This is a genomic window from Streptomyces sp. NPDC059009 (genome assembly GCF_042740175.1).
GTDB lineage: Bacteria > Actinomycetota > Actinomycetes > Streptomycetales > Streptomycetaceae > Streptomyces.
The window spans coordinates 1-21923 of record NZ_JBHYJB010000076.1 but is presented as its reverse complement, the minus strand read 5'-3'; the positions used below and the strand labels follow the sequence as shown (position 1 = coordinate 21923).

The window sequence follows — 21923 nt, the reverse complement described above, 5'->3', positions numbered from 1 at the left end:
CCGGGAAGCCGGTCGCCGCAAGCGCGTCGTTCGTGAGAGCGGGTGGGTTCAGGTGCGGCTGCCGTCCGAGCGGCCGAAGAGCTCCACCTCCGCGATGGCCACCTGCTTCTTGTCGTTCGCGGCGTGGGCCGACTCGATGGTGAAGCGCACCTTGGTGACCTCGCCCACGCGGAAGTCGCGGCGCTGCGGGCCCGCCCCCGGGTCCAGGGACAGCTCGCGGGTCGTGACCGAGCCGTCCTTCTTCGTCACTGTGGCCTTCACGCGGTGCGGCAGGGCGGACTTGCCGATCTGGTCCGCGCGGGTCGATGTGCCCGGCGTGATGATGACGTCGAGGAGCCGGGTCGGCCGGACGAAGCTCAGCTCGAGCCACTCGCCCTGGCCCGACTGCGCGACCCCCGGGCCCCACCAGGTGTTGTTGAGCTTGTCGATGGCCAGCTTCGCCGGGTGGCCCTCGTACGAGCGCGAGGCGCGGATCCCGTCGGGCTCGACCGGGGCGCGCTTGGCGAAGTGGTCGCGCGTGGCCTGGATGCCGTCGGAGAGGTTCACCGCGGCGAAGATGAGCAGCGTCAGGACGACGGCCCAGGTGATCCAGGTGCCGATGTTGTCGAACACCCGGCGCAGCCGCGGGCGTTCACCCGCCCAGGGCGTCTGGTTGCGGCCGGGGCCCATGAGCCGGCGCCACCAGGGCAGCGGCGCGGGCGTCTGGTCCTCGGTCTCGGCCAGCGGCATCGCGCAGCGGGCGCAGAAGTGCCGGTCGGGGCGGTTCGGGGTGGAGCACCACGGGCACGGCAGGCCGTTGCCGGACCCCTGCTGCGGTCCGGGCACGCGCACCTGCGGACGCTCGGTGTCGGGCCGGCCGGGCAGGACCGGGCTCACGGCCGGGGGCGGCGGGGCGGCCGTCGGCTCCGAGACGGGCACCAGCAGGGAGCGGACCGTCTCCGGGCCGGGGGTGTACGGGGGCACCGGGTCGTTGGGCGCCGTGTCCGTCATGTCCGGGTCGTTGGCTGGGGGTTGGGCGGGTCCCGCGGTGGCCGGGGGCTCCGGGGGCGCGTCCGGGTGGGGGCGGCGGGGCAGTCCGGAGTCGGTGGCGCGCGGCTCGGCCGCCGGGCTCGGCACCGGGCCGGTGGCGGGCGGGGCCGGGGCGGCGGCATCGGGCGCGGCGGGCGCCGGGGGCGTCGTACGGGCCGGGCGGGCGAACGCGTCCCAGCCCGGGCCGGGCTCGGACCCCGGCCCGGAAGCGGACCCGGAGTTGGCCTGGGCACCCGGGCCCGCGGCCGACGCCGCCCCCGAGCGCGCCCCGGCCGTGTTCCAGCTGAGGACGGCACCGCAGGCGTCGCAGAACGACTGACCGGGTTCCACGCGGGCGTCGCACTCGGTGCAGTTCTGCGTGGTCATGACTCGAGGGTCCTTTCGGCGGCTGTGACGGTGACGGAGTAGGGCATGTGGGCGGGGCGGGCGGCGGCCACCAGCGCGTCCAGGCGGTGGGTGTCCGCCGGGGTGGGGTCGGGTAGCCGGATCGCCACGTTCAGGTGCGGCCGCGGCTTGCCGGGGACCGGGCCGCGGGGGCGTGCGCTCCACGCGGCGCCGCCGCTCTCGGTGATCTCGGGGGTGGTGCCGAACGCGAGGCGCACCGTCTCCGACAGGCCCTGCCGCGTGCCCCGTACGCGGTGCAGCGCGGCCGCGGCGGCGACGGCGGCGCGCAGCCGCGCCTCCGACTCGATGCCGTCGGTCTCGGCGCCCACCCAGACGCCGAGCCACTCGGCGAAGTCGGCCGGGGTGAGCGCGGGGTCGAAGTACGTGTCCAGGCAGTCCAGGACGTTGAGGATCGGTGCCAGGACCTCGTCCAGGCCCGCCACGAAGCGCAGGGCCAGGTCGTCGTCGGCGAAGACGGCCGGGAGCATCATCCCGATGGGCGCGGAGGAGCCGAGGCCGTCGATGGAACCCCTCATGAGCGGCCTCCCGGGTGCCGCGGAGCCGGGGTCACGAGGCGTCCCCGATCACCCGTACACGGTGGTCGAAGGAGAACACCAGCGCGGAGGGCTCCAGGTCGATGCGGTCGGTGCGGTCGCCGCGCTTGCCGGTGAGCGGGTCGGCCGGGTGCAGGACGACCTCGTCGACCAGCTCCACGCCGGGCACCCGCTGCAGCACCGCGAAGATCTCGCCCGCCTGGACGGGACGGCCGAAGGGCCACCCCCTGCCGTCCGCGCCGCCGGTGAGCGGGTCGAGGTGGCGGTAGAGGGCGTCGTGGGTCGCGCGCCGCACCCGGTCGGTCTCCACCCCGCGGAACGCGTGCACCGTGGCCACCACCGTCACGCCCTGGTAGTAGGGCGGGCCGACGGCGAGCCGGGTGCCGATGAGGCGGCGCTCGTCGAGGTGGCGGGTGATGCGCTCCAACAGGGCGTCGCCGGGCACGAGTTGCTCGAACCTCAGCCGCCCGCCGGGATCGGGCACGGCCTGCGGCACGACCAGGACCCGCACCGCGTGCGCCCCGTAGTCGTCGACCTTGCCCTCCAGGCACATGATGCGGGCGGTCTCCGGGGCGGCACGGCGGGCGAGTTCCTCGTAGTCGCGCAGGGTCACGGCGCGCTCCTGGGCGCGCAGCGTGATCGGGGCGCGCACCTTCGCCTCCTCGACCGTCTCGCCGTCGACGCCGCCGCGCGCGGCCTCCCGGTTGACGACCTCGGTGATGAACGGGATGGAGGAGCGCAGCACGCACAGGGCGCCCCGGGCCACGTTGCCGGCCCGGCCGCCGCCGGTGCGGTAGCGGCGGGCGCGGATGACCGAGCCCTTGGGGGCGGACATGCCGAACTGGCGCAGGGTGCCGTCGGGTTCGCGGACGGCGGGGCCGAAGGCGATGTCGCCGGTGGTCGCGTCCAGGGTGATGTGCCGGTCGTCGGGGCGGGACTCGGCGAAGTGCCGTACCACCTGCCAGTCCTCCCAGCCGTCCAGCTCGGCGGTCTGCAGGAGCACCGGCTGGTCGTCGCCGACGACGGGTGCGTGGGCGAGCTTCAGACGCTGGCCGGGCAGCCCGTTGGCCTCGCCGAGCGCCTCGTCGTACACGGTGTCCGCGTGCACCACGCCGGTCGTGCCGCCGATCGTGCAGGCGTCGCTGGAGCGCACCGTCGGCGAGGTCGTGTAGAAGGGCTGGTTGGCCAGTGCCTCGGTGACGCGGCAGCGCAGCCAGCCCGCCTCCTGGCCGCCGTTGCGGGAGAGGACATGGCCTCCGGGCACGTGCAGGATCACGTCGCCGGGCCGGTTGAGGCCACCGGTGCCGTCGCTGTGCACCTCGCACTGCTGCCAGCCGTCCGCCGTCCACGCCTCCCACACCAGCGGGGGCTGGCGGGGGTCGACGCCGACACCGTCCACGCGGCTGTCGAGCTCGATGGCGACCGCGCAGTGCGGGACGGCGGCGGTCAGACCGAACAGCAGACAGTCTCCGGCGGTCGGCGCCTCGGCGAAGCACATGACGTCGGTGCCCTCGGCGAGGTCCGCGGTGCGGTCGGCGACGGGCTCGCCGCGGCGCTGCACCATCACGTGCCGCAGCATGCACGGGACGATGCGCAGGTCGTGCTCGGTGGCGAAGACGACGGCGTCCTCGGCCTCGGTGCGCAGCGTGGTCACCTCGGTGCCGACCGGCACGGCCACCGGCTCGTCGCGGGGCGCCGACAGCCAGAACGTCACGTCGGTGCGCGCGGCGGCCGGCGGGAACAGCGTGATGCCGACCAGGTCCAGGAAGGCCAGGTGGTTCTTCTCCGGGACGCGGTTGAGGCGGTAGACGATCTGGTCCGCCATGTGCGCGACGGTCTCGACGAGGGTGACGCCGGGGTCGGAGACGTTGTGGTCGGTCCACTCCGGGGCGCGCTGCTGGATGTAGCGCTTGGCGTCGTCGACGAACTGCTGGAAGCGGCGGTCGTCGAGGTTCGGGCTCTGCAGGGGCATCAGCGGTCGCTTTCGGGGAAGGCACCGGGGCCGTCGGACGTCTCCGCGGACCCCGGTTCCTCGTGGGAGGGGATGACGTAGAAGGGGAAGACGAGGCTGCGCGGGTTGTTGGTGCCGCGGATCGAATAGCGCACGTCGATGTAGAGCACGGTCTGGTCCTCGCCCGCGGAGACCTCGACCTCGTGCACCTCGATCCTCGGCTCCCAGCGGTCCAGGCTCAGATACACCTCGTGCTGGATGCGGCCCGCGGTCTGCTCGTTGGCCGGTGCGAAGACCAGGTCGTGGATGGCGCAGCCGAACTCCGGTCGCATCGGCCGCTCACCGGGGGCGGTGGCCAGGACGAGCCGGATGGCCTCCTCGACCTCGCGCTCCCCGCTGACCAGGGCGATGCCCCCGGTGGGGCCGATGCGCAGCGGGAACGCCCAGCCGGAGCCGACGAACTGTTCGGCCATCAGGAAGTCACCGGTCCTTTCTCGGGATGCGGGGTCAGGGGACACACGGGGGACACAGGGGTCACGGCGGCCATCAGAAGGGCAGGGGTTTCCGGTTGACCATGACCACACCGTTCAGGCCGATGTTGCTCGAGGTCAGCGCCATCGTGGCGGCGGAGGTGAGCGTCAGTGCCGCGGCGGCGCTCAACGTGAGCCCGCCCGCCGCGCTGACGGTCGCCAGACCGGCGGCCCGCACGTTGAAGAACGACGAGTTGACGCTGAATCCGCCGCCGCCCGCGTTCATGTTGATGGCGGTCGCGGCCCGGACGTTGAGCAGCCCGCCGCTCTGGATGGACACATTGCCCTTGGCCCCCAGCCTGAGGTCCGTCCCCGCCTGCACGGACACGGAGCGGCTGCCCTTGATGGAGACCGAGCCCTTGCTGTCCACGGTGATCTCCGTCTTGGCGCGGTCCAGATGGACGGTCAGCTTGTCGTCGCCCGTGGAGAGCCGCACGCCCCGGTGCTTGCCCACGCGCTGGCTGAGCAGGTCGACGCGGTTGCCGGTGCGGTCGGCGAGGGTGTGGCGGCTGGCCTGGTTGCGCGCGCCCGAATACAGCGGGGCCTTGTTGCGGGTCGGTTTGTCCTTGCCGTTGTAGAGCCCGCCGATCACGAAGGGGTGGTCGAGCGCGCCTCTGTCGAAGCCGACCAGGACCTCGTCGCCGACGTCCAGCGGGAAGATCCCGCCGCCGCGCTTCCCGCCGAGCTGCACACAGCGCGTCCAGTCACTGACATATGTGTCGTCCAGCCACGGGAACTTCAGCTTCACCCGGGCCTGTTCGTCCTTCGTGTCGACGTCCGTGACGACGGCGTTGGCCACGCTCGGCAGCTTCGGCTCGCTCTCCGAACCGCCCGACGTCAGCCCGTACAAGGAGCGCCACTGGCGGCCGCTGACGGTGACCCAGGACTCGTAGCGCTGCCCGTTGCCGAACACGTGCCGCACGGACGTCGTCGTGTACTTGCCCTGGAAGGGCCAGCCGACGTCGGCGAGCGCCACCGGCACGCCGGGACGCAGCTTGGGGTTGCCGTGGACGACGACCTCCAGCTCGGAGAAGGACGAGGACACGTCGTCGAAGAGGGCGTCGGCGGCGTGCTTGACCTCGGGCCGCTTGTCGTAGGGCACCGAGGTCTGCACGAGCTTGGTCTTCTTGAAGGCGGCCGCGGCCTTCTTCGGCGACGTCCCGATGGAGAAGACGGGGCTGTTGGCCTTCTTCGACGTCTCCACGATCTCGCGCGCGCCCGCCACGTCGTAGCCGCGCACCTCCACCTCGGCCACCTGGTCGGCGGCGGTCACGGAGGTGCGCAGGCGCAGGATGTCCCGCCGGGACTTCAGGACGAGGGGGTTCTTCTCGCTCTTGGGCGAGGGCGCGCCCGAAGAGGGCTTCGGCGAGACGAAGTTGAACGTGCCCTTCGCGTCGAGGGACATGACCATCTTGTTCTCGTCCGCGAGGCGGGCGATGAAGTCCCAGTCGGTGACGTTGGCCTGGCTGATGAACTCGTAGCTCCCGCCGGAGGACTCGATCTTCCCGATGGGCACGCCCGCGAGCCCGGCCAGCTTCCTGACGATCGAGGACGCCGTCTCGTTCGTGTACGCGGCCACCCGGCGCCGCCGCATGAAGCGGTGCCCGAGGTCGTAGCCGCGGATCACCGTGAAGGACCCGGTGCCGTCGTAGTCGGCCTCCAGGGCGGTGACCTCGCCGGTCAGGAGCGGGTCGCCGGAGCCCTGCCCGTCGGCCACCGGGGTCAGCTCCACCTCGGTGCCGAACTTGACGCCCAGCTCCTTGAGGAGCAGGCGGTTCGGGTCTCGGAAGGTCAGGCGGAACGCGGCGGGCACCCCGGCCCCCTGGTCGACCCAGCCGTCGACGAACAACGGGTCGTACTTGGCCGGGAGTTCGGTGCCGCCGAACTTGACCTTCATGATGCTGGAGAAGGGAGTGTGCGCCATCAGCGCACCACCTCCTGGGCCGCGGGCAGCACGAGTTCGGTGCCCGACGTGAGGACGGACGGGTTGTCGATGCCGTTGGCCTCGGCGATGGCCCGCCACACCGTGGCGTCGCCGTACTCGCGCCAGGCCAGCGACTGCAGCGAGTCGCCGGCGACGACCCGGTGCACGCGCTGTGCGGTGAGCGCGCCGGAGGTCGGGTTCTGCCCCAGGGCGTCACCGGGTATCTCGTGCAGACGCAGCTGACAGGTGGCCCGGATGGGCACGCCCGAGGTGCCGAAGAGGGTGTACGAGGCGTCGGCCGAGCTGACGTAGGCGGTGAACCGGGCCGTCTTGAACGACCCCCACTGGAAGCGCACCCACGGCGGCGACGGCTGGTCGGCCTTCTGGCTCTTGTCGGTGACCGCACAGCAGTCGAGCAGCGCGTCCACCTTCTTCATGACCGACTCGCTCGACGGCTTCTCGGACGAGTCGAGGAAGATCTCCACGCTCATCTCACGCGGCTCGGCACCCATGAACTCCGGCGTCGCGCCGTCACGGTTGCTCGCGGCCGGGGTCACCGTCCAGGTGGCGCGGCGGCCGATGGTCAGCTGCGCCGGATTGAAGTCGAAGTCGAACGTCTTGATGAGTCCTCCCGGCGTGGTGCTGATGCCGATGGGGGGCTCGTGAATGGCGAGGCTGGCGCGCACGAGGCTCTTGCCGGCGCCTTTGCTCTGGGGCATGTGGGTGTCTCCCGCTCCTCTCTGGTCCCTGTGATCCCGCTAGTCCGTGAACCCGTGGTGGGCGATCTCCAGGACCTCCGTCGCGACGGCCGGGCTGCTGGGGTCGAGCCGGGGCCCCTGCCAGCTGACGGGCAGCACGTCGATCAGACCCCAGCGCGCGACCTCCGAGCCGTCCGCGCGCAGCGCCGCGATCTCGGCGGTGGGCCGCTTGATCCCCGTCTGCACGGAGGAGATCCACTTGGCGACCTTCGTGGTGTCCGGAGTGAGCGGGCGGGTGAGGCGGATGGTGGAGAAGGTGACGCGGGACGGGAATTGCCACACGAAGCCGTTGTTGCCGCCCTCCTGCCGCTGCTCGACCTCCACCTTGGAGGACAGCCCCTCACATCCGTTGAAGTAGCCGAGGCTCTCGCCGTCGATGGAGAGGCTGAACCAGATCGTGGAACCCGGGTCCTGGCGGGGCATCGCGGGGTGGGCCTTTCTGTCGTTGCTGCGGTGACGCTGGGGTGGTGCTGCGCTGCGGTACGGCTGCGGTGGGCGGCTCAGCGGCGGTCGTCGCGGAGTCTGCCGATCCGTTCGCGGTCCATACGGAGTTCGGTGCGGACCAGGCGCGTGATGCGGCCGATCATGCGGTGGACGAGTTCGTCGATCTGGAAGTCCGTGAGGGCCTTCGGGTCGAAGGTCCCTTCGGGTATCGGCGTGTACCCGGGCGGCGGCGGGCCGTCGGAGACGGTGACCGGTTCCGGGTTCTTGCTGGGCGGGAACGGCAGCGGGTCGTCGACGACCTCTTCCTGGTCCTGCCGGTGCTGCTGCCGCTGGCCGCCGCCGTGCTGGAGCCGCTCCAGGCTGCCGGCCACGGCGGCGGCAGCGGAGGCGGCCAGGCGCCCGGTCGCCGACTTGGTCGACGAACGGAAACCGCGCTGCACGACCGGACCGCCACCGCTGATGCCGGTGCCGGTGCCGGTGCCGGTGCCGACGCCTGAGCTGGCCTCGCCGCCTGCCGGGGCAATGGGCAGGCGCTGCACGGGAGTTGTCCCCATCGGGGAAGAGGGGGCGACGAGGCGGGCCACGGGGAGGGGCGACCGGACGGCGGTGGTGGTGCTGGGCGGGGTGAGGGGGCGGAGACGTACGGGAGGGGCAGGGGTGGGTGTGACGCTGCGCTGGATGGTGGGGGTCGACGCGGGGGTGGCGGGATGGGCAGGTGTGGCGGCGGTATGGGTCATGGTGGGTGGGGTGAGTGTGGTGGGGAAGTCGGGTGTGGTGGGAGTGGTGGGCATGGCGGGTGCGCTGGGGGTGCTCGGGCGCGGTGCGGACTCGGCCGGTGTCGTGGCGCCGTGCGACGGGGTGTGCGCAGAGGGCGGGTGGGGCGAGTGGGTCGAGTTGGGGGTGGTCGCACGCTGCACCGGCAGTGGCGCAGCGGTGCGGGGGCGGGGTGCTCCAGGGGTCGGCCTGGTGGGCTCCGCGGGTGAGTTGGGCATGGCTCGCTGTACCGGCGGTGGGGTCGGGCCGGTGGGCCGAGGCGTCGTGGGGGCGGGCTTCGGGGTGGAGCCGGTGGGCGCGGTGGGTGTGGTGGCCCGCTGGACCGGAGGCGCGGGGGGTATCGGAGGAGCCGGAGGAGCCGGAGACGTAGGAGGTGCAGGGGGTGCAGGAGGTGTCGCTGGACTCTGTGACGAGACAGGCGGCACGGGGGAGTTGGGGGCGACGGCGCGCTGGACGGGCGGCGCTGCCGGACCGGTGGGCCCGGACGCGGCGGGTGCCTGCTGCGGCGCGTCCGTGCGCGGCGCGGGCTTCGACGGCGGCGTGGACGCGGGGGATCCGGCGGCTCGCTGCACGGCCGGCGGAGTCGGGGCGGTGGCGCCCTTCGGCGTGGCCGCAGGTGAAGTGGGTGCCGAAGACGGCGCTGTAGAGGGCGAGTTGGGCGACGTGCTCCGCTGAACCGGTGGCGGAGTCGTACGGCCGCCGGGGCGCGACGCACTCGTCGGGACCGGGCCGGTGAGCGGGGCACCGAGCGGGGTGCGGCCGCGCGGGGTGCGGCCGCGCGGTGGGGTGGGCCTGGTGACGGGAGCGGCGGCGCGCTGGACCTCGCGCGCGGGCGGCGTGGAGCCCGGGTTCCGCGGCGGCTCGGCAGGAGTCGCGGGTACGTCGGGGGCGGCCGTCGAGCCCGTGCTCGTTGAGGCGGACGGCGTGGCCGCAGGCGGTCCGGAAGGGGGATCCGGGGTCGGCGCCTTGGGCGCCGAGTCGGAGGTGACCGGGGCGCCGAGGCCCGCGCGGGGTGACGTGCGGGGCGCCGTGCGTCCGGTGCTGCGCTGCACTGTCCCCTGCTGGGCGCTCGTGGTGGCGGGCGGCGACGTGGGAGAACTCGGCCTTTGCGCAGGGGAGTTGCCTGCCTTGGTGCGCGGGGTTCCCTCTTCCGTGCGGGGCGTGCTGCTCGCGGCGGCACGCGAACCCGGCCCTTCCGTACGAGGGTTGCTCGCTTCCGTACGGGAGTCGGATGCCGTCGCCGACGGGGGAGATAGGGGAGATGGGGGAGACGCGGCGGGGTGCGGGGCGGACGGAGCGGGGCCGGGGGTACTCCGAATCGCCCGCTGTGTCACGGGAAGGGAAGCGGGTGTCTGGTTCCCGGCCGTGGGCTTCGAAGCGCTCGGAGAAGGAGAGGTGGGCGAAGGGGTGGGCGAAGGGGTGGTCGGCGATGCTGCACTCGGCTTGGCGGCGGCGGGCTTGGCAGCGACCGGCTTGGCGGGACTCGGCGCTGCTGCATCCGGTGTCGAGGCACTCGACGCCGCACCCGGTGCCGACGCACTGGACGGCGCAGCCTGCGAGGGCGTGGAGGCGGGTGCGGGTGCAGGCGTGGGCGTGGGTGTCCGTGAGGTGCCCGTCAACGGCCGTGAGGGGGAGGGTGGTTGGCCTCCCCCTCGCGACCCGCCGTCACCGTCCGGCGCCGCCGCCCCCGCACGGGACCCCTCGCTCGCGGCTGCCCGTACCGGCGCAGGCTCCCGACGGGCCACGGGCAGGACGCGGCGCTGCACGGCAGCCGTGGGCGCGACCGGCGCCTTGGTCAGCGGGCGGGGCCGCGTGGCCGCCGGGGGTGCGGCGGCCGGGGTGGTCGGCGCGGGCGGGGTGGGTGTCACGCGGACCCCGCGAGCCGGTGCGGGCGCCGGCGTCGCAGCGCTCGACACACGGGACGGCGTGACGACCGACGTTCCGTTCCCCTCCTGCACGACATGCGAGCGCTGCACTGTCTGACCGACGGGGCCCTGCGCACCGGAACGCTGCACTCCAGAACTCTGAGCGGCAGGCGTACCGGGCGCACTAGGCGCACCAGGCGAGCCAGGAAGTGCAGGCGAGGCAGGCGAGGCAGGCGCGGCCGGTGCGGCCGGAACCGCAGGCACGCCGGCCGCACCGGAACCCTGGACGACAGGTGCCGCCGCACGCCGTGTTCCCGTAGTTCCAGCAACTCCCGTCCCCCGGCCCCCGGTCGCCGCCCCAGCGGCAGCGGCACGCTGCACCGGCACGGCAGCCGACGACGGAGCCGATGCCGGAGCCGACGCCGGAGTCCGACGGGCCCCCGAGGCCCGCCCCGGGGTGGAACCGGCCCGAGGCCCCGGCCCCGTACCCGTACCGCCAATTCCCGCCACCGGCACGGCGGATGCCGTGGGCCCCGGCCGCCGACCGGGGCCCACGGAAGGGGTGCGCCCGGCGGCTGGCCCAGCCGGTCCCACGGTCCCCACCGAGCTACGGGACGCGGCGGGCCCCTGCCCACCGCCGGACGCACCCGACCTTGGCGCCGTGGCCCCGGAGAGCTCCGGGGCGGGCGCTGCGGGCGCGGCCTCCGCCCGCTGGACCGCCCGCAGCGGAGCCACCGGCATCCGGCGCTCCGACGGGGGCGGCGACGAAGGGGTCCAGGGCGCCGCACCCGCGGCCCCCTCGAGCCCCGTGGTCGGCCGTGCCGTCTCGCTCAGTGCCGCGGCCGACGAGGAGGACGTGGCGGAGAGCAGGTTGCTCGACGCCGCCGCGTCCAGGACGCCGGGGTGGGCCGACGTCCGGGTGAAGGAGGGGTTCTGCCACGTGGGCAGCCGCATGCCGAAGGCGGAGTCGGCGACGCCGGATCCGCTGTCGCCGACGGACCGCTGGATCGGCGGCAGCCCGGCCCACGCGCCCGTACCCGCTCGGGCACCGCCGGAGGCACCGTCGGACGAGGCAGCGGCGCCCGGCGGGCCCACAGCGGTGTCACCACTGCCGCCGCTACCACCATTGCCGTCAATGTCACCACTGGCGTCGGCGACGCCCCCGACATCGGCGCCACCCTCGGGCGTGCCTTCGCCCCGCCCCCGCAACCGGTCGAACAACCCCACGGCTCAGCCCTCCGCCCCGGCGAGCGTCACGAAGGACGCGATCTGGTCCGCGTACCGGCGGCGGTCATGGTGCTCCAGGTCCAGGATCGTCTCCAGGTTCCAGTGGAAGTGATAGGCGACGTACGCGATCTCCTCGTGCAGTCGGTCGGTCGCGTACGTCACGATTCCCCCAGGCGGCTCCCGCCGAGTTCCACCTCGAAGGGCTCGGAGCAGTGCGGGCACGACACGGCGGCGCGCGTGTGCCCCTCGGCGTTGATCTGTCGGTAGAAGTCCTGGAGGAACGCCAGGTCGGAGGCGAACATGTTCTCCACCGTCCCGTCGTGCACCGACGGCAGCGTGCCCAGGCGCGTGATGACCCGGCCCAGGAGCACCACGGACAGATACGCCGGGTTCTCCTGGACGCGGACGTCGCGCAGCGGGATCAGTTCGTCCCGCGCCGTCGACAGGCGCATCACGCCGTCGCGGTGCACGGTGCCCGCCTCGTCCACGTAGCCGCGCGGGAGTTGGAAGGGGAACTCGGTGCGCAGGGCCCGTGGTGCGGCGTCGGTCTGAGCGGCGACGGAAGGCGGAGTGGGGGACTCCCCTCCCGCCGCCGCGTTCTGGGGGGCCGGGGGCGCCGCGACGACCGTGCCCGAGTCGGGCGCCCCAACAGCCTTGCGCCGCATTACTCGATGACCAGTTCTTCGAAGACGATGGTCACGGTCTCGGTGAGGACGGCGGCCTCGCCGGCCTTGAGCGAGCTGGCGTCGATCTTGTTGCACCAGGCGTTGCGCAGGTTGTAGCGCTTCACCGGGTTGTCCTCGTAATCCATCATGATGATGGAGGCGTTCTTGCGGGCGGTGCTCATCCGGCCGCTGATCGAGTCGTTGATCCACTGGGTGAACGCGGACGACTGGGTCATGCCGCGCACGACGGTGCACTGACCGTTCTTCTGCACGCCCGGCAGGATGTTGATGTCGATCTGGCCCTGCGCGGTGTTCTGCTGGCTGATGATGATGTCCTGCTCGAGGGTCAGGCCGCTGACCTCCTGGAGGTACTCGACCATCACGCCGTCGATCTGCAGACCGAAATTGTGTGATGTGAGGGAGTCACCCTGCATGAGACTCATGGGTTCGCTGTCCTTCTAGGGCTTTGTGGCGATGGCGTACGAGGTGTACGAGGGCGGGGGAGCGGCTCGGCTACTCCTCCAACTCCCCGCTGCCGCTGGAGAACTGGGACAGCCGGAAGATCACGAACTCCGCGGGCTTGACCGGGGCGACGCCGATCTCGCACACCACCCGGCCGAGGTCCACCGACTCCGGCGGGTTGGTCTCCTCGTCGCACTTGACGTAGTACGCCTCCTCGGGCCGCTGGCCGAAGAGCGCGCCGCTGCGCCACTCGGTGACCAGGAACGCCGAGATGTTGCGCCGGATCCGGGCCCACAGGGCGTGGTCGTTCGGCTCGAACACCACCCACTGGGTGCCGATCAGGATCGACTCCTCCAGGTAGTTGAAGTAGCGGCGGATGTTCAGGTAGCGCCACTCGGGGTCGGAGGAGAGGGTGCGGGCTCCCCAGACGCGGATGCCGCGGCCGGGGAAGGCGCGGATGCAGTTGACGCCGATGGGGTTGAGCAGGTCCTGCTCGCCGCGGGTGATCTGCAGCTCCAGGTCGACGGCGCCGCGCACGACCTCGTTGGCGGGCGCCTTGTGCACGCCGCGCTCGGAGTCGTTGCGCGCCCAGATACCGGCGATGTGACCGCTCGGCGGCATCATGCGGGCCTTGCCCGTGGCCGGGTCGAAGGTCTTGAGCCAGGGGTAGTACAGGGCCGCGTACTTGGAGTCGTAACCAGCCGTCTCCTGACGCCACACCCGTATCTGACGGGCATTGAGGCTCGGCGGCGGGTCGATGACCGCGACGCGGTCGCCCATCAGCTCGCAGTGGGCGACGAGCCCGAGCTGCACGGCCTTGACCGACTCCAGGTCGATCGCGCCCTGCTGGTAGGCGGCCATCAGGTCGGGCACGGCCACCATGGAGATCTCGTCGATCGCCTCCAGGCCACCGAAGCCGGTGCGGTCCGCGGAGTCGCCGAGGTACTGGGCCGGACCCGGGTGCGCGGGCGTCTCCTGCTCCACGGGCGCGGGCGCGGCGGCGGGCGGCGCGGGCAGGGTGACGGTCTGGTTCTCCGGGCGGGTGAGCTGCGCCCCGGAGGCGTTCTCCGTCACCGTGATGAGCTTGGAGCGCTCCTTGACCTGCGTGACGACGTAGGAGCGGTTGCCCTTCTTGGCGCTCACGTCGAAGGTCTCGACCGGCTTGTCGCCGCTCTTGACGATCAACTTGAAGCGCTCCGCGGGGCCTTCGCCCTCGGCGTCGGCGACCTCCACGGTCAGCGGGCCGTTCGCGCCCTGGCCCGTGGCGGCCACGGTGAACGCGCCGAGCTGCTTCGGCTCGGCGGCGGGCAGTGCGGACTTCGGGGCCGCGCCGTTGACCGCGGCAGGGGCCTCGCCGTCACCGGAGGCGCCCTCGGCGGTGCCGCCCACGCGGACCACGTACGCGGCGGATCCGCCGTTGTTGAAGAAGCCGTAGACGGAGTGCGCCAGGTAGTACCCGTCGGTGAAGTCGCCGAAGGCGGCGACGTACTGGGTCCAGTTGGTCACCAGCGTGGGCTCGTTCAGCGGTCCGGTCGGCGCGAGTCCGACGAAGGCCGCCACGGAGGTGCCCACCCCCTCGATCGGACGGGAACCGCTGGCCACCTCCTCGACGTAGACGCCGGGCGACAAGTAGGACGGCATGCTCTGCTCTCCTCGAGGTACGAGACGGGACTTCTCCAACCCTGGTCGGCGCGGCCCGCCGCCGGAACGTCCTCGGGTGCCACACCCCGGGCAACGTCGCTGCCCGCAAGGGCACTTCAGGGCGGCTGCGGCACCGCCCGATCGCGCGCCCCGCCCGCCGCCTTGCCCGAAAGGCTGCCCTCGCGGTCCTGTCCGGGCGGGATCCGGCCCGGTAAAGGTGTGGTGGATCACCTGTACCTTGCGCCGAAGGGAACGACGTGCACGTACACGGAACACCGGCCCAACAGACCGACGGGCACCGTGCATCCCGGCAGGCGCGCACGCCGGACACCCTCGCGGGACGGATGCTGCGGCTGAGCGCCCGGGCCGGGAACAGGGCGGTGTCGCGTGCCCTGGAGGAGGGGCCCCACGCCCACGGTCCCGGGTGCGGCCACGGCGAGGTGTCCGGTGCCAGGACCTCCGGTGCCGAGATGTCCGGTGCGCAGGCGGCCGTCCAGCGGAAGGCGAGTCTGGAGGCCGGGATCGCCTCCCCCAGCCGCCCGTTGGAGTCCCGCATCCGGGACCGGGCGGAGCAGGTGTACCCGATGACCTTCGGCCATGTGCAGTGGCACGACGGTCCGGTGGCGCAGCGGGCGGCGCGGGAGTTCGGGGCCCAGGCCCTCACCGTCGGGTCGCACATCCTCGCCGCGGAGCCGAATCTGCCCGACGAGGTGAAGTTCCACGAGGTCGACCACACGTACCAGACCGCGATGGGGGACGTGGCCGGCACCGCCGACGGCTCGGGCACGAAGGTCTCCAGCCCGCACGACCCGTTCGAGGTCTCGGCCGCCTCGAACGGCAAGAAGGTCGCCCAAGGGGGCAGCCCCGACCTGTCGCTGCCCGGCCGACCCGCACCGGTGCAGCGCAGCACGGACGACCTGAACGCCGCGCCGCGCGGCACGGACGACCTGCGCGCGGTGCAGCGCTTCGCCGTGGTGCGCCCCGGCGAGACCGGCTACCCGCAGCGGGGCCGGGAGAGCCCCGGAGGCACGCGGACCCCCGTGGGGGACTTCTTCGACAAGAGCGGCGACGACTTCTTCCCCGGTCAGGAGATGAAGTCGCGCACGGTCAACAAGCCGAACGAGACGGTCGAGAAGGAGAGCTTCGTCGACGCGTCCGGCGCGCCCAACATCGTCTACCAGGGTCTGGTGGCGCTGCGGATCTCGGACAACATGGACCTGGCGGTGGAGCACACCGGGAGCGGCCGGCAGGCCAAGATGTTCTTCGCCACGGACGACCAGATCGGGCGGGCGAACGAGCGCCTCCACGGCCAGGTGCGGCTGGAGCGGTCGGGAAGCCACTACCTGTCCATCACCCACGGCGAGACCACCAGGACGCTCTGGCGGGTCCACCCCGTGGTGACCCGGAAGTCGAACCCGGAAGGGCCCGGCGTGCGCGGTCTGCCGGCCACCCTGCCGCAGCGGTGCAACGAGATCGCGACAGCCGTCTCCGGTCAGGAAGGGCTCGCCGACCACGGCACGGACGCGTACTTCGCCGCGCTCGCCGGCGTCCTGGCCGACGTCCAGTCCAAGCTCAAGCTCAAGAAGGCCCCGACGTACGAGGACTATCTGAAGGCCAAGAAGGGGGCCACCAGCCGGGAGCCCGAGAAGGTGCAGAAGTACAGCAAGGTCATGGAGCGCCTGATCGTGGGCGTCCTGTCCCATCGCGGGGAGGAACGCCTCGAAGAGGCCATCCAGCGGCGGGGGTTGAACGAGCACACGCCCCCGGCCGGCATCGGCGACGTACTGATGACCAAGACGCAGGCCCCGACGCGTGACGCACCGGGTGTGTTCGACTTCCACTTCGCTCCCGTCGTGGCCTCGAGCGGCTCGGACTCCGTGACGATGGAGAACTACGCCCGCCACGAGGAGGCCAGGCCCGGCAACGATCCGCAGTGGTACTTCGCGATGCACGGCAAGGAGCAGTCGTTCCACGAGCAGTGGGGCCACCTGGACCACGAAGGACGGGTCCGGCTGACCATCCTCATGAAGGGGGCGTGAAGTCCGGGCCGCGGCAGGGCGGTCGGGGGGCGGGCCGGAGAGCATCCGCCGCTGCCCCTGAAGGCAACCAGGTCTGCCCCCCGGTCTCCTGACGGACCGGGCAGGCTCTCCTAGCGTCGAGGCGTGAGCCTTTGGACTTCCTTGGAACCTGCCTCCGCGACCGTCGACCCCGGCAGCAGCACCACCGTGCGGCTGAAGGTGCGCAACACCGGTGACATCGTCGACGAGTACCGCTTCGAACCGGTCGGTGCCCTCGCGCCCTGGACCACGGTGGAGCCGCCGTCGCTGCGGCTCTATCCGGGGACGACCGGCACGGTGGAGCTGACGTTCGCGCCACCCCGCACGCCCGACGCGACCGCGGGGCCGAACCCGTACGCGGTGCGGATCACACCCACCGAACACCCGGACGCCGTCACCGTCCCCGAGGGCAACCTCACCATCACGCCCTTCACCGAGATACGGACCGAGCTGGTGCCGCCGACGGTGAAGGGGCGGTTCCGGGGGCGGCCGCGCCTCGCGGTGGACAACCTCGGCAACACCAAGGTCACCGCCTCGCTCAGCGGCAGCGACACCGGGGACCGGCTGTCGTACGACCTCCAGCCGAGCAACATCCAGATCGACCCGGGCCGGGCCGCCTTCGTGAAGGCGACGCTGCGGCCCCGGCAGATCACCTGGTTCGGATCCAAGCAGGAGCAGCCCTACGCGCTGGCCCTGCGGCGCTCCGGCACCGAACCGACGGACGTGCCCGGCACCTTCGTGCAGCGCGGGATCCTGCCGGGCTGGCTGGCCACCACCTTCGGACTGCTCATCGCGCTGGCGATCGCGTTCGTGGTGATCTGGCTGTCGTACCAGCCGCGCGTACAGACCGTGGCCCGCGAGAAGCCGCAGGAAGCGGGCAACATCGCGCCGTCCAGCCCGCCGATCAAGAGCCCCCCGCCGAAGCCCGAGGAGAAGCCGGACGAGCCCACCGAGAAGCCCGGCGGCGACGGCGGAGGCGGCTCCGACGGCGGAGGGGGCGGCGGGGGCGGTGGCGGCGACGAGAAGCCCGAGAAGCCCAAGCAGCAGACGGCGGCCGACGCGGTGAACAAGCTCGCCGAACGCAGCGAGGGCCGCCACATCTGCTACCGCGCCTTCGTCGCGGGCGAGGGCTGGCAGGACCCCGTGTGCGACGGGGCCGAGGCCGGCACGGTCGGCAAGGGCACGCCCATCAAGGCCCTCAACATCGCGGTGGCCGACACCCAGGGCGTCAGCGGCACCGGCGCCTGGGTCGGCGAGGGCTGGCGGCAGGAGATCCCGTGGACGAACGCGGACGACGGGAAGAACATGTACTTCGGCAGCTCCAAGGACGCCGACCCCGCCCTTGAGGGATACACCATCAAGGTCTTCGACGGCTCGGTGTGCAGCACGGCCCGTCTGAAGGACGAGGACTGGCAGGAAGAGATCTGCACCGACCCCGGAGGCTGGAAGTACGTCGGCAGCCCGATCGACGCCTACAAGCAGCTTGAGGCGGTCCGCTTCACCGTGTGACGGCACGTACGGCACGTACGGCACGTACGGCACGTACGGCACGTGCGGCATATACGGCATGTGACGGCCCCCGACACCACACGGTGTCGGGGGCCGTCACACGATGGCGGACCGTCCCTCACCAGCTCGCTTCGCCCGGGACGAGCCGGCCCGCCTTGCGGTACTCGCGGCGGGCGCCCTCCAACAGGTCGTCCGCGCCGACCGGTTCGTCCCGGCCCGCCGCGAGGTAGGCGGCGGTGACCACCGCGCTGCGGATGTTGCCGCCGGCCAACTCGAAGCCCTCGGCGAGGGATTCGAGGCCGATGCCGTCGGCGTGCGGGACGTGCGCGAGGCTGTGCCGCCACAGGGCGGTGCGCTGCTCCGCGTCCGGGAAGGGAAAGTCGACCACCAGGTCGAGGCGGCGGGTGAACGCGTCGTCGATGTTGGCGCGCAGGTTGGTGGTCAGCAGCGCGATGCCGTCGAAGGACTCCAGGCGCTGCAGCAGATAGGCGCTCTCCATGTTGGCGTACCGGTCGTGGGAGTCCTTGACCTCGGACCGCTTGCCGAAGACGGCGTCGGCCTCGTCGAAGAGGAGCACGGCGTCCGTGCGGTCGGCCTCCGTGAAGATCCGCTCGAGGTTCTTCTCGGTCTCACCGACGTACTTGTCGACGATCGAGGAGAGTTGGACCACGTAGAGGTCCACCCCCAGGTCGGCGGCGACGACCTCGGCGGACAGCGTCTTGCCGGTGCCGGACTCGCCCGCGAACAGCCCCAGGACCCCGCGCCCGCGGCCGCCGCCCGCGCTGAGCCGCCAGTCCCCGAGCACCCGGTCGCGGTGGCGGGCGCGCAGGGCGAGCTCGCGCAGCTGGGTGAGGGGAGCGCTGGGCAGCACCAGGTCCTGCCAGTCCACCGCGGGCTGCACCCGGCGAGCGTGCTGTTCCAGGCCCGAGGCCGACTGCTGGCGGGCGGCCAGGCGCACGTGGGCGGCGCCGAGCGGCGTCCCCTCGAAGGCGGCGAGCGCCGCCGCGGCCCGGGCCGCGCGCGCGATGCGCTCACCACCGAGGTGGTACGGGGCGACGGTGGCCGCCAGGTCGAAGCCGTCGGCGTCCGGGCCGAGCGCCGACTGCCACGCCGCCGTCCCTCCGGCCGGGAGCCGGGGTGCCTGGAGCACCAGCGGGTCGCGCGCCGACCACTGCGGATCGTAGGGGCGCGGATCGGCCAGGAGCACGGTCACATCCGTGGCCGCGGCCAACTCGGCCACCAGCGCGCCCGGTTGCTCGGGCAGGCCGGACACCACCACGGCCCGGCCGCTGAGGCGTGCCTCACGCAGCAGCTCGGGCAGATGGTCCGCGGGCCCGGAGAAGCACAGCGCGTCGCGGCCCGCGCGGCGCAGGACCGAGGAGAGCGCGGCCAGGGCGTCGCCCTCGCGGTGCTCCTTCAGATAGGCCGTCAGCGGACCCTCACCGAGCCGCGCGGCCAGCAGCCGGACGAAGTCCTCGTCCTGCCCGGCGGCGAGCAGCGGCTCCGGCAGCGGACGCAGCCGGCCCAGGAGCGCGGCGTCCGGGGTGTCGTCCCCCAGCAGATGCGCGGTGAGCCGGTCCGGCACCCGCAAGGAGCGGCTGAGCAGCGGCCGTTCGGCCTCCTCGACGTCCAGCAGCCCGAGGGCGCGCAGCGGCGCCGCCGGATGAAAGCGGGCGCGGGCCTCCGGCAGATGCGCGGGCAGCCCGCACAGGTCGAGGGCGAGCCCCACGGTGGCGCGACGGCGGCTCACGTCGTCGTTGAGGTAGCCGTACAGCGGCTCGAAGCCGCGCTCCAGGTCGGGGGCGAGGGCGATGAGCAGGACGGCCACGTCGAGTTCGGTCAGGCGCAGCCGGGCGGCGATTCCGGCCAGCCGGTCGTCGGGGCCGCGGCCGACGCCCGTGTCGCCGGGCGAGGCCGCCGACGTGTCCGGCCTTACGTCCGCGTCCGGCGCCGCACGCGGCCCGGCGTGCAGCAGATGACGGACGGCTTCCTCGGACAGGTACAGCCCGCGCAACGGGTCGCTCGCGGTGGGGTCGTCGGCGGAACGGGCTTCGACCAGGGCGGCGGTCGTCTTGTGCAGTTCGGTCAGCCGGCCGAGGAGGAAACGGGCGGGTCCGGTGGCGGCGCCGGGGCCGTGCGGGTGGGAGGACGTGGGGGACGTGGGGGAGACAGTCAGCAAGTGCGGTTCTTTCGGGGGCGACGCGTCCTCGGGAGACGAGGGGTCTTCGAAGGACGACGGGACTTCGAACGGCGAGGAACTTTCGGGAGGCGAGGAACCTTCGGGAGGCGTGGGGGCCGGGAGTGGCGAAGTGTCCTCGACGGACGGGGTGTTCATGACTCCTCCGTGCGGCGCGCCGCCGCGGCCTGCTCGCGCGCGCCCCGGGCAGCCGCCACCTGACGCGGCCGATGGCTGCGTTCCGCGGACCGGGGCTGGCCGCCGTCGATGCCGCTGATGCGGACCGTAGCGCCCTCGGTGACCGGCGGCCCCGCGTCGTAGTCGGGGTACGCGGGGAACGGCACGATGATCGCGACGTCCAGGGAGGGCTTGAGTTCGCCGCCCAGCGCGGACCAGATGTCGGCCAGGGAGCGGGCCTCCGACTGACTGCCGGAGACCGTCAGTGGTACCGACAGGCCCAGGGCGCCGAGCGGGCCCGGGAGTTCCCGTGGGGACAGCAGCTCGTGCGGCAGCAGCGTCGCCAGGACGGCGGACAGCAGCCGGTGTTCGTCCTGCGGGGTCTTCGTCCAGGCCGTCACCAGGTACGAGAGCCGGAACCAGCGCGGGGCACGGCGGCGGCGCACGACGATGTCCCGCTCGTCGCGCAGCCCGGTGTGGCCGCGCTGTCGTTTGGACACGTCCTCCCGGACGTCGTACAAGTAGGCGTTGACGACGGGCCCGTTGCGCCGGGCCGCCCAGTCCCGGGTGGGCACGTCGAGGGACACGTCGATATCGGACCCGGCCAGGGCCCCGCCGCCGATGAGGTTCTTGAGGACCTGGTCCACCTCATGGATCACTGCTTGTGCTCCCAGCTGCCGTTCGCTTGCCTGGCGGCCGCCTGCGGCCCCCGTCGAGCGTGCTCCTCGTGCCGCCCGGGGCACAGGCACGGCGGGGATGGCGGCGGGGCACGGCTCGCTGCCCGAAAGGGCCGACTTCCGCGCCCGCGCGGCCGGTCGGCCCGCCGCCCGGCGGGCGGATCCCGCTCAGATGAAGCCCTCACGCAGGGCGTACGCCACCACGTGGGCCCGGTTGCGCAGGTGCAGGCGCGTGGTGAGGCCGTGCATCACGTTCTTGACGGTGCGCTCGGAGTAGGACAGCTTCAGGGCTATCTCCGAGGTGTCGAACCCCTCGGCGACCAGCCGCACCACGTCCACCTCGCGCTTGGTGAAACTCAGGAAGGATCCCGGCATCTCGGCGCCGCCCCGCTGGATGCGTCCCACCTGGCCGATGAGCTGGCCCAGTAAGTCCGCGGGCAGATCGCCGCCGCCCCGGGCCGTGGTCAGCACCGCCTGCACCAGGCGCTGGGCGGTCGCGTCGTGGCGCCAGACGATGGCTCCCACGCCGCACTCGATGACGTCCAGGAGCTCGTGCTCGCGGACCGAGCCGGTGACGAGCACGGCCCGCATGCCCTCGCTGCGCACCACGCGCCGCAGCCGGGTGAGGGCCGCCTCGTCGAGGGTGTCCTCGATGAGCAGAGCCACGGCGGCGGAGCCGGGGTCCCCGTCCAGCTCGACCTCCGGGTGCTGACGCAACTGGCTGAGGACGCCCTCGCGGCTGATCGGGTCGGAGGCGGTGACGGAGACCCGCACCCGGTTCGCCTTCCTCGGCACGGAGGCGGTGGTCGGCAGGGAGGCTGTCGCGTGGAGAGAGTTCGTCGCGTGGAGGGAGTTCGTCGAGGGGAGGGGGTTCGTCGTGGGGAGGGAGACAGGGGAGGCCGGGGCCGAGCTGGACAAGCGTTCTTCCTCACTCTGGGACTGGTGAGCCGGGTGCGGGGTGTGCCGGGTGGCCGGGTGCGCGGGGCGGCGAACGGTGCGGCGTGCGCCGAGGAGCACAACAGGACCGGGCGCCGCCGCATAACGGGGGATCGGTGGCGCCCGGCGGTCTGGTCAGGTGTCAGGAGCAGGTCTTGTAGAAGTGCTTCCAGCCGTCGGTGG

Annotated in this window: 19 protein-coding genes; 4 read left to right on the top strand and 15 right to left on the bottom strand. The window is 72.8% G+C overall.

Annotated features, from left to right (window positions below):
• Positions 1-48: 48 nt before the first annotated feature.
• From ACFWYM_RS43630 to ACFWYM_RS43595, 8 genes are all read right to left on the bottom strand, one after another.
• Positions 49-1395: an NADase-type glycan-binding domain-containing protein gene (locus ACFWYM_RS43630; protein WP_384850940.1), complete on the bottom strand. Its 1347-nt coding sequence runs from the start codon at positions 1393-1395 to the stop codon at positions 49-51.
• Positions 1392-1949: a phage tail protein gene (locus tag ACFWYM_RS43625; protein ID WP_384850938.1), complete on the bottom strand. Its 558-nt coding sequence runs from the start codon at positions 1947-1949 to the stop codon at positions 1392-1394. Before ACFWYM_RS43625 ends, ACFWYM_RS43630 begins: the two co-directional genes overlap by 4 nt.
• A 31-nt stretch (positions 1950-1980) precedes the next feature.
• Positions 1981-3939, bottom strand: a complete 1959-nt coding sequence (locus tag ACFWYM_RS43620) for a putative baseplate assembly protein (RefSeq protein WP_384850936.1) — start codon at positions 3937-3939, stop codon at positions 1981-1983.
• Positions 3939-4391 (bottom strand): GPW/gp25 family protein, encoded by a 453-nt coding sequence (locus ACFWYM_RS43615; protein ID WP_384850935.1) that lies wholly within the window; start codon positions 4389-4391, stop codon positions 3939-3941. The genes ACFWYM_RS43620 and ACFWYM_RS43615 overlap by 1 nt, the downstream gene beginning before the upstream one ends.
• A gap of 73 nt (positions 4392-4464) precedes the next feature.
• Positions 4465-6372: a VgrG-related protein gene (locus ACFWYM_RS43610; RefSeq protein WP_384850933.1), complete on the bottom strand. Its 1908-nt coding sequence runs from the start codon at positions 6370-6372 to the stop codon at positions 4465-4467.
• Positions 6372-7091: a LysM peptidoglycan-binding domain-containing protein gene (locus tag ACFWYM_RS43605; protein WP_384850931.1), complete on the bottom strand. Its 720-nt coding sequence runs from the start codon at positions 7089-7091 to the stop codon at positions 6372-6374. The genes ACFWYM_RS43610 and ACFWYM_RS43605 overlap by 1 nt, the downstream gene beginning before the upstream one ends.
• 39 nt (positions 7092-7130) lie before the next feature.
• The gene (locus ACFWYM_RS43600) at positions 7131-7553 is read right to left on the bottom strand and encodes a phage tail protein (protein WP_384850929.1); all 423 of its coding nucleotides are present in this window, start codon (positions 7551-7553) and stop codon (positions 7131-7133) included.
• A gap of 77 nt (positions 7554-7630) precedes the next feature.
• Entirely contained in the window at positions 7631-8311 is a 681-nt protein-coding gene (locus ACFWYM_RS43595; protein WP_384850927.1) for a hypothetical protein, read from the bottom strand.
• A 10-nt stretch (positions 8312-8321) separates the two neighbouring features.
• On the opposite strand from ACFWYM_RS43595, the gene ACFWYM_RS43590 reads away from it, so the two are divergent.
• Entirely contained in the window at positions 8322-9023 is a 702-nt protein-coding gene (locus tag ACFWYM_RS43590; protein ID WP_384850925.1) for a hypothetical protein, read from the top strand.
• Between the two features lie 2420 nt (positions 9024-11443).
• Here ACFWYM_RS43590 and ACFWYM_RS43585 read toward each other — a convergent pair.
• From ACFWYM_RS43585 to ACFWYM_RS43570, 4 genes are all read right to left on the bottom strand, one after another.
• A complete protein-coding gene (locus ACFWYM_RS43585) occupies positions 11444-11602 on the bottom strand; it encodes a DUF6760 family protein (protein WP_361195977.1) in 159 nt (52 codons plus the stop codon).
• The gene (locus ACFWYM_RS43580; protein WP_384850924.1) at positions 11599-12105 is read right to left on the bottom strand and encodes a hypothetical protein; all 507 of its coding nucleotides are present in this window, start codon (positions 12103-12105) and stop codon (positions 11599-11601) included. Before ACFWYM_RS43580 ends, ACFWYM_RS43585 begins: the two co-directional genes overlap by 4 nt.
• Positions 12105-12548, bottom strand: coding sequence for a phage tail protein (locus ACFWYM_RS43575; RefSeq protein ID WP_384850922.1), 444 nt, complete (start codon positions 12546-12548; stop codon positions 12105-12107). The genes ACFWYM_RS43580 and ACFWYM_RS43575 overlap by 1 nt, the downstream gene beginning before the upstream one ends.
• Positions 12549-12618: 70 nt before the next feature.
• The gene (locus tag ACFWYM_RS43570; protein ID WP_384850920.1) at positions 12619-14208 is read right to left on the bottom strand and encodes a phage tail sheath subtilisin-like domain-containing protein; all 1590 of its coding nucleotides are present in this window, start codon (positions 14206-14208) and stop codon (positions 12619-12621) included.
• 257 nt (positions 14209-14465) lie between these two features.
• Here ACFWYM_RS43570 and ACFWYM_RS43565 point away from each other — a divergent pair, with 257 nt between their 5' ends.
• Both ACFWYM_RS43565 and ACFWYM_RS43560 read left to right on the top strand, forming a co-directional pair.
• Positions 14466-16247 (top strand): DUF4157 domain-containing protein, encoded by a 1782-nt coding sequence (locus ACFWYM_RS43565; protein WP_384850918.1) that lies wholly within the window; start codon positions 14466-14468, stop codon positions 16245-16247.
• A gap of 123 nt (positions 16248-16370) precedes the next feature.
• A complete protein-coding gene (locus tag ACFWYM_RS43560) occupies positions 16371-17774 on the top strand; it encodes a hydrolase (protein WP_384850916.1) in 1404 nt (467 codons plus the stop codon).
• Between the two features lie 118 nt (positions 17775-17892).
• On the opposite strand, the gene ACFWYM_RS43555 is transcribed toward ACFWYM_RS43560, so the two are convergent.
• The 3 genes from ACFWYM_RS43555 to ACFWYM_RS43545 form a co-directional block, all read right to left on the bottom strand.
• Positions 17893-19950: an ATP-binding protein gene (locus ACFWYM_RS43555; RefSeq protein WP_384850944.1), complete on the bottom strand. Its 2058-nt coding sequence runs from the start codon at positions 19948-19950 to the stop codon at positions 17893-17895.
• Positions 19951-20105: 155 nt separating this feature from the next.
• The gene (locus ACFWYM_RS43550; protein WP_384850915.1) at positions 20106-20786 is read right to left on the bottom strand and encodes a DUF4255 domain-containing protein; all 681 of its coding nucleotides are present in this window, start codon (positions 20784-20786) and stop codon (positions 20106-20108) included.
• 186 nt (positions 20787-20972) lie between these two features.
• Positions 20973-21617, bottom strand: a complete 645-nt coding sequence (locus ACFWYM_RS43545; RefSeq protein ID WP_384850942.1) for a response regulator transcription factor — start codon at positions 21615-21617, stop codon at positions 20973-20975.
• On the opposite strand from ACFWYM_RS43545, the gene ACFWYM_RS43540 reads away from it, so the two are divergent.
• Positions 21562-21750 carry a hypothetical protein gene (locus ACFWYM_RS43540; RefSeq protein WP_384850946.1) on the top strand — a complete coding sequence of 63 codons (189 nt, stop codon included), beginning with the start codon at positions 21562-21564 and terminating at the stop codon, positions 21748-21750. The two genes, ACFWYM_RS43545 and ACFWYM_RS43540, sit on opposite strands and share 56 nt — an antisense overlap.
• Positions 21751-21923: the final 173 nt, after the last annotated feature.

Excerpts from the sequence above, each read along its gene's own strand:
- ACFWYM_RS43625 (WP_384850938.1), bottom strand. The coding sequence starts at position 1,949 with ATGAGGGGTTCCATCGACGGCCTCGGCTCCTCCGCGCCCATCGGGATG.
- ACFWYM_RS43570 (WP_384850920.1), bottom strand. The coding sequence starts at position 14,208 with ATGCCGTCCTACTTGTCGCCCGGCGTCTACGTCGAGGAGGTGGCCAGC.
- ACFWYM_RS43630 (WP_384850940.1), bottom strand. The coding sequence starts at position 1,395 with ATGACCACGCAGAACTGCACCGAGTGCGACGCCCGCGTGGAACCCGGT.
- ACFWYM_RS43600 (WP_384850929.1), bottom strand. The coding sequence starts at position 7,553 with ATGCCCCGCCAGGACCCGGGTTCCACGATCTGGTTCAGCCTCTCCATC.
- ACFWYM_RS43580 (WP_384850924.1), bottom strand. The coding sequence starts at position 12,105 with ATGCGGCGCAAGGCTGTTGGGGCGCCCGACTCGGGCACGGTCGTCGCG.
- ACFWYM_RS43615 (WP_384850935.1), bottom strand. The coding sequence starts at position 4,391 with ATGGCCGAACAGTTCGTCGGCTCCGGCTGGGCGTTCCCGCTGCGCATC.
- ACFWYM_RS43620 (WP_384850936.1), bottom strand. The coding sequence starts at position 3,939 with ATGCCCCTGCAGAGCCCGAACCTCGACGACCGCCGCTTCCAGCAGTTC.
- ACFWYM_RS43575 (WP_384850922.1), bottom strand. The coding sequence starts at position 12,548 with ATGAGTCTCATGCAGGGTGACTCCCTCACATCACACAATTTCGGTCTG.
- ACFWYM_RS43595 (WP_384850927.1), bottom strand. The coding sequence starts at position 8,311 with ATGACCCATACCGCCGCCACACCTGCCCATCCCGCCACCCCCGCGTCG.
- ACFWYM_RS43610 (WP_384850933.1), bottom strand. The coding sequence starts at position 6,372 with ATGGCGCACACTCCCTTCTCCAGCATCATGAAGGTCAAGTTCGGCGGC.
- ACFWYM_RS43605 (WP_384850931.1), bottom strand. The coding sequence starts at position 7,091 with ATGCCCCAGAGCAAAGGCGCCGGCAAGAGCCTCGTGCGCGCCAGCCTC.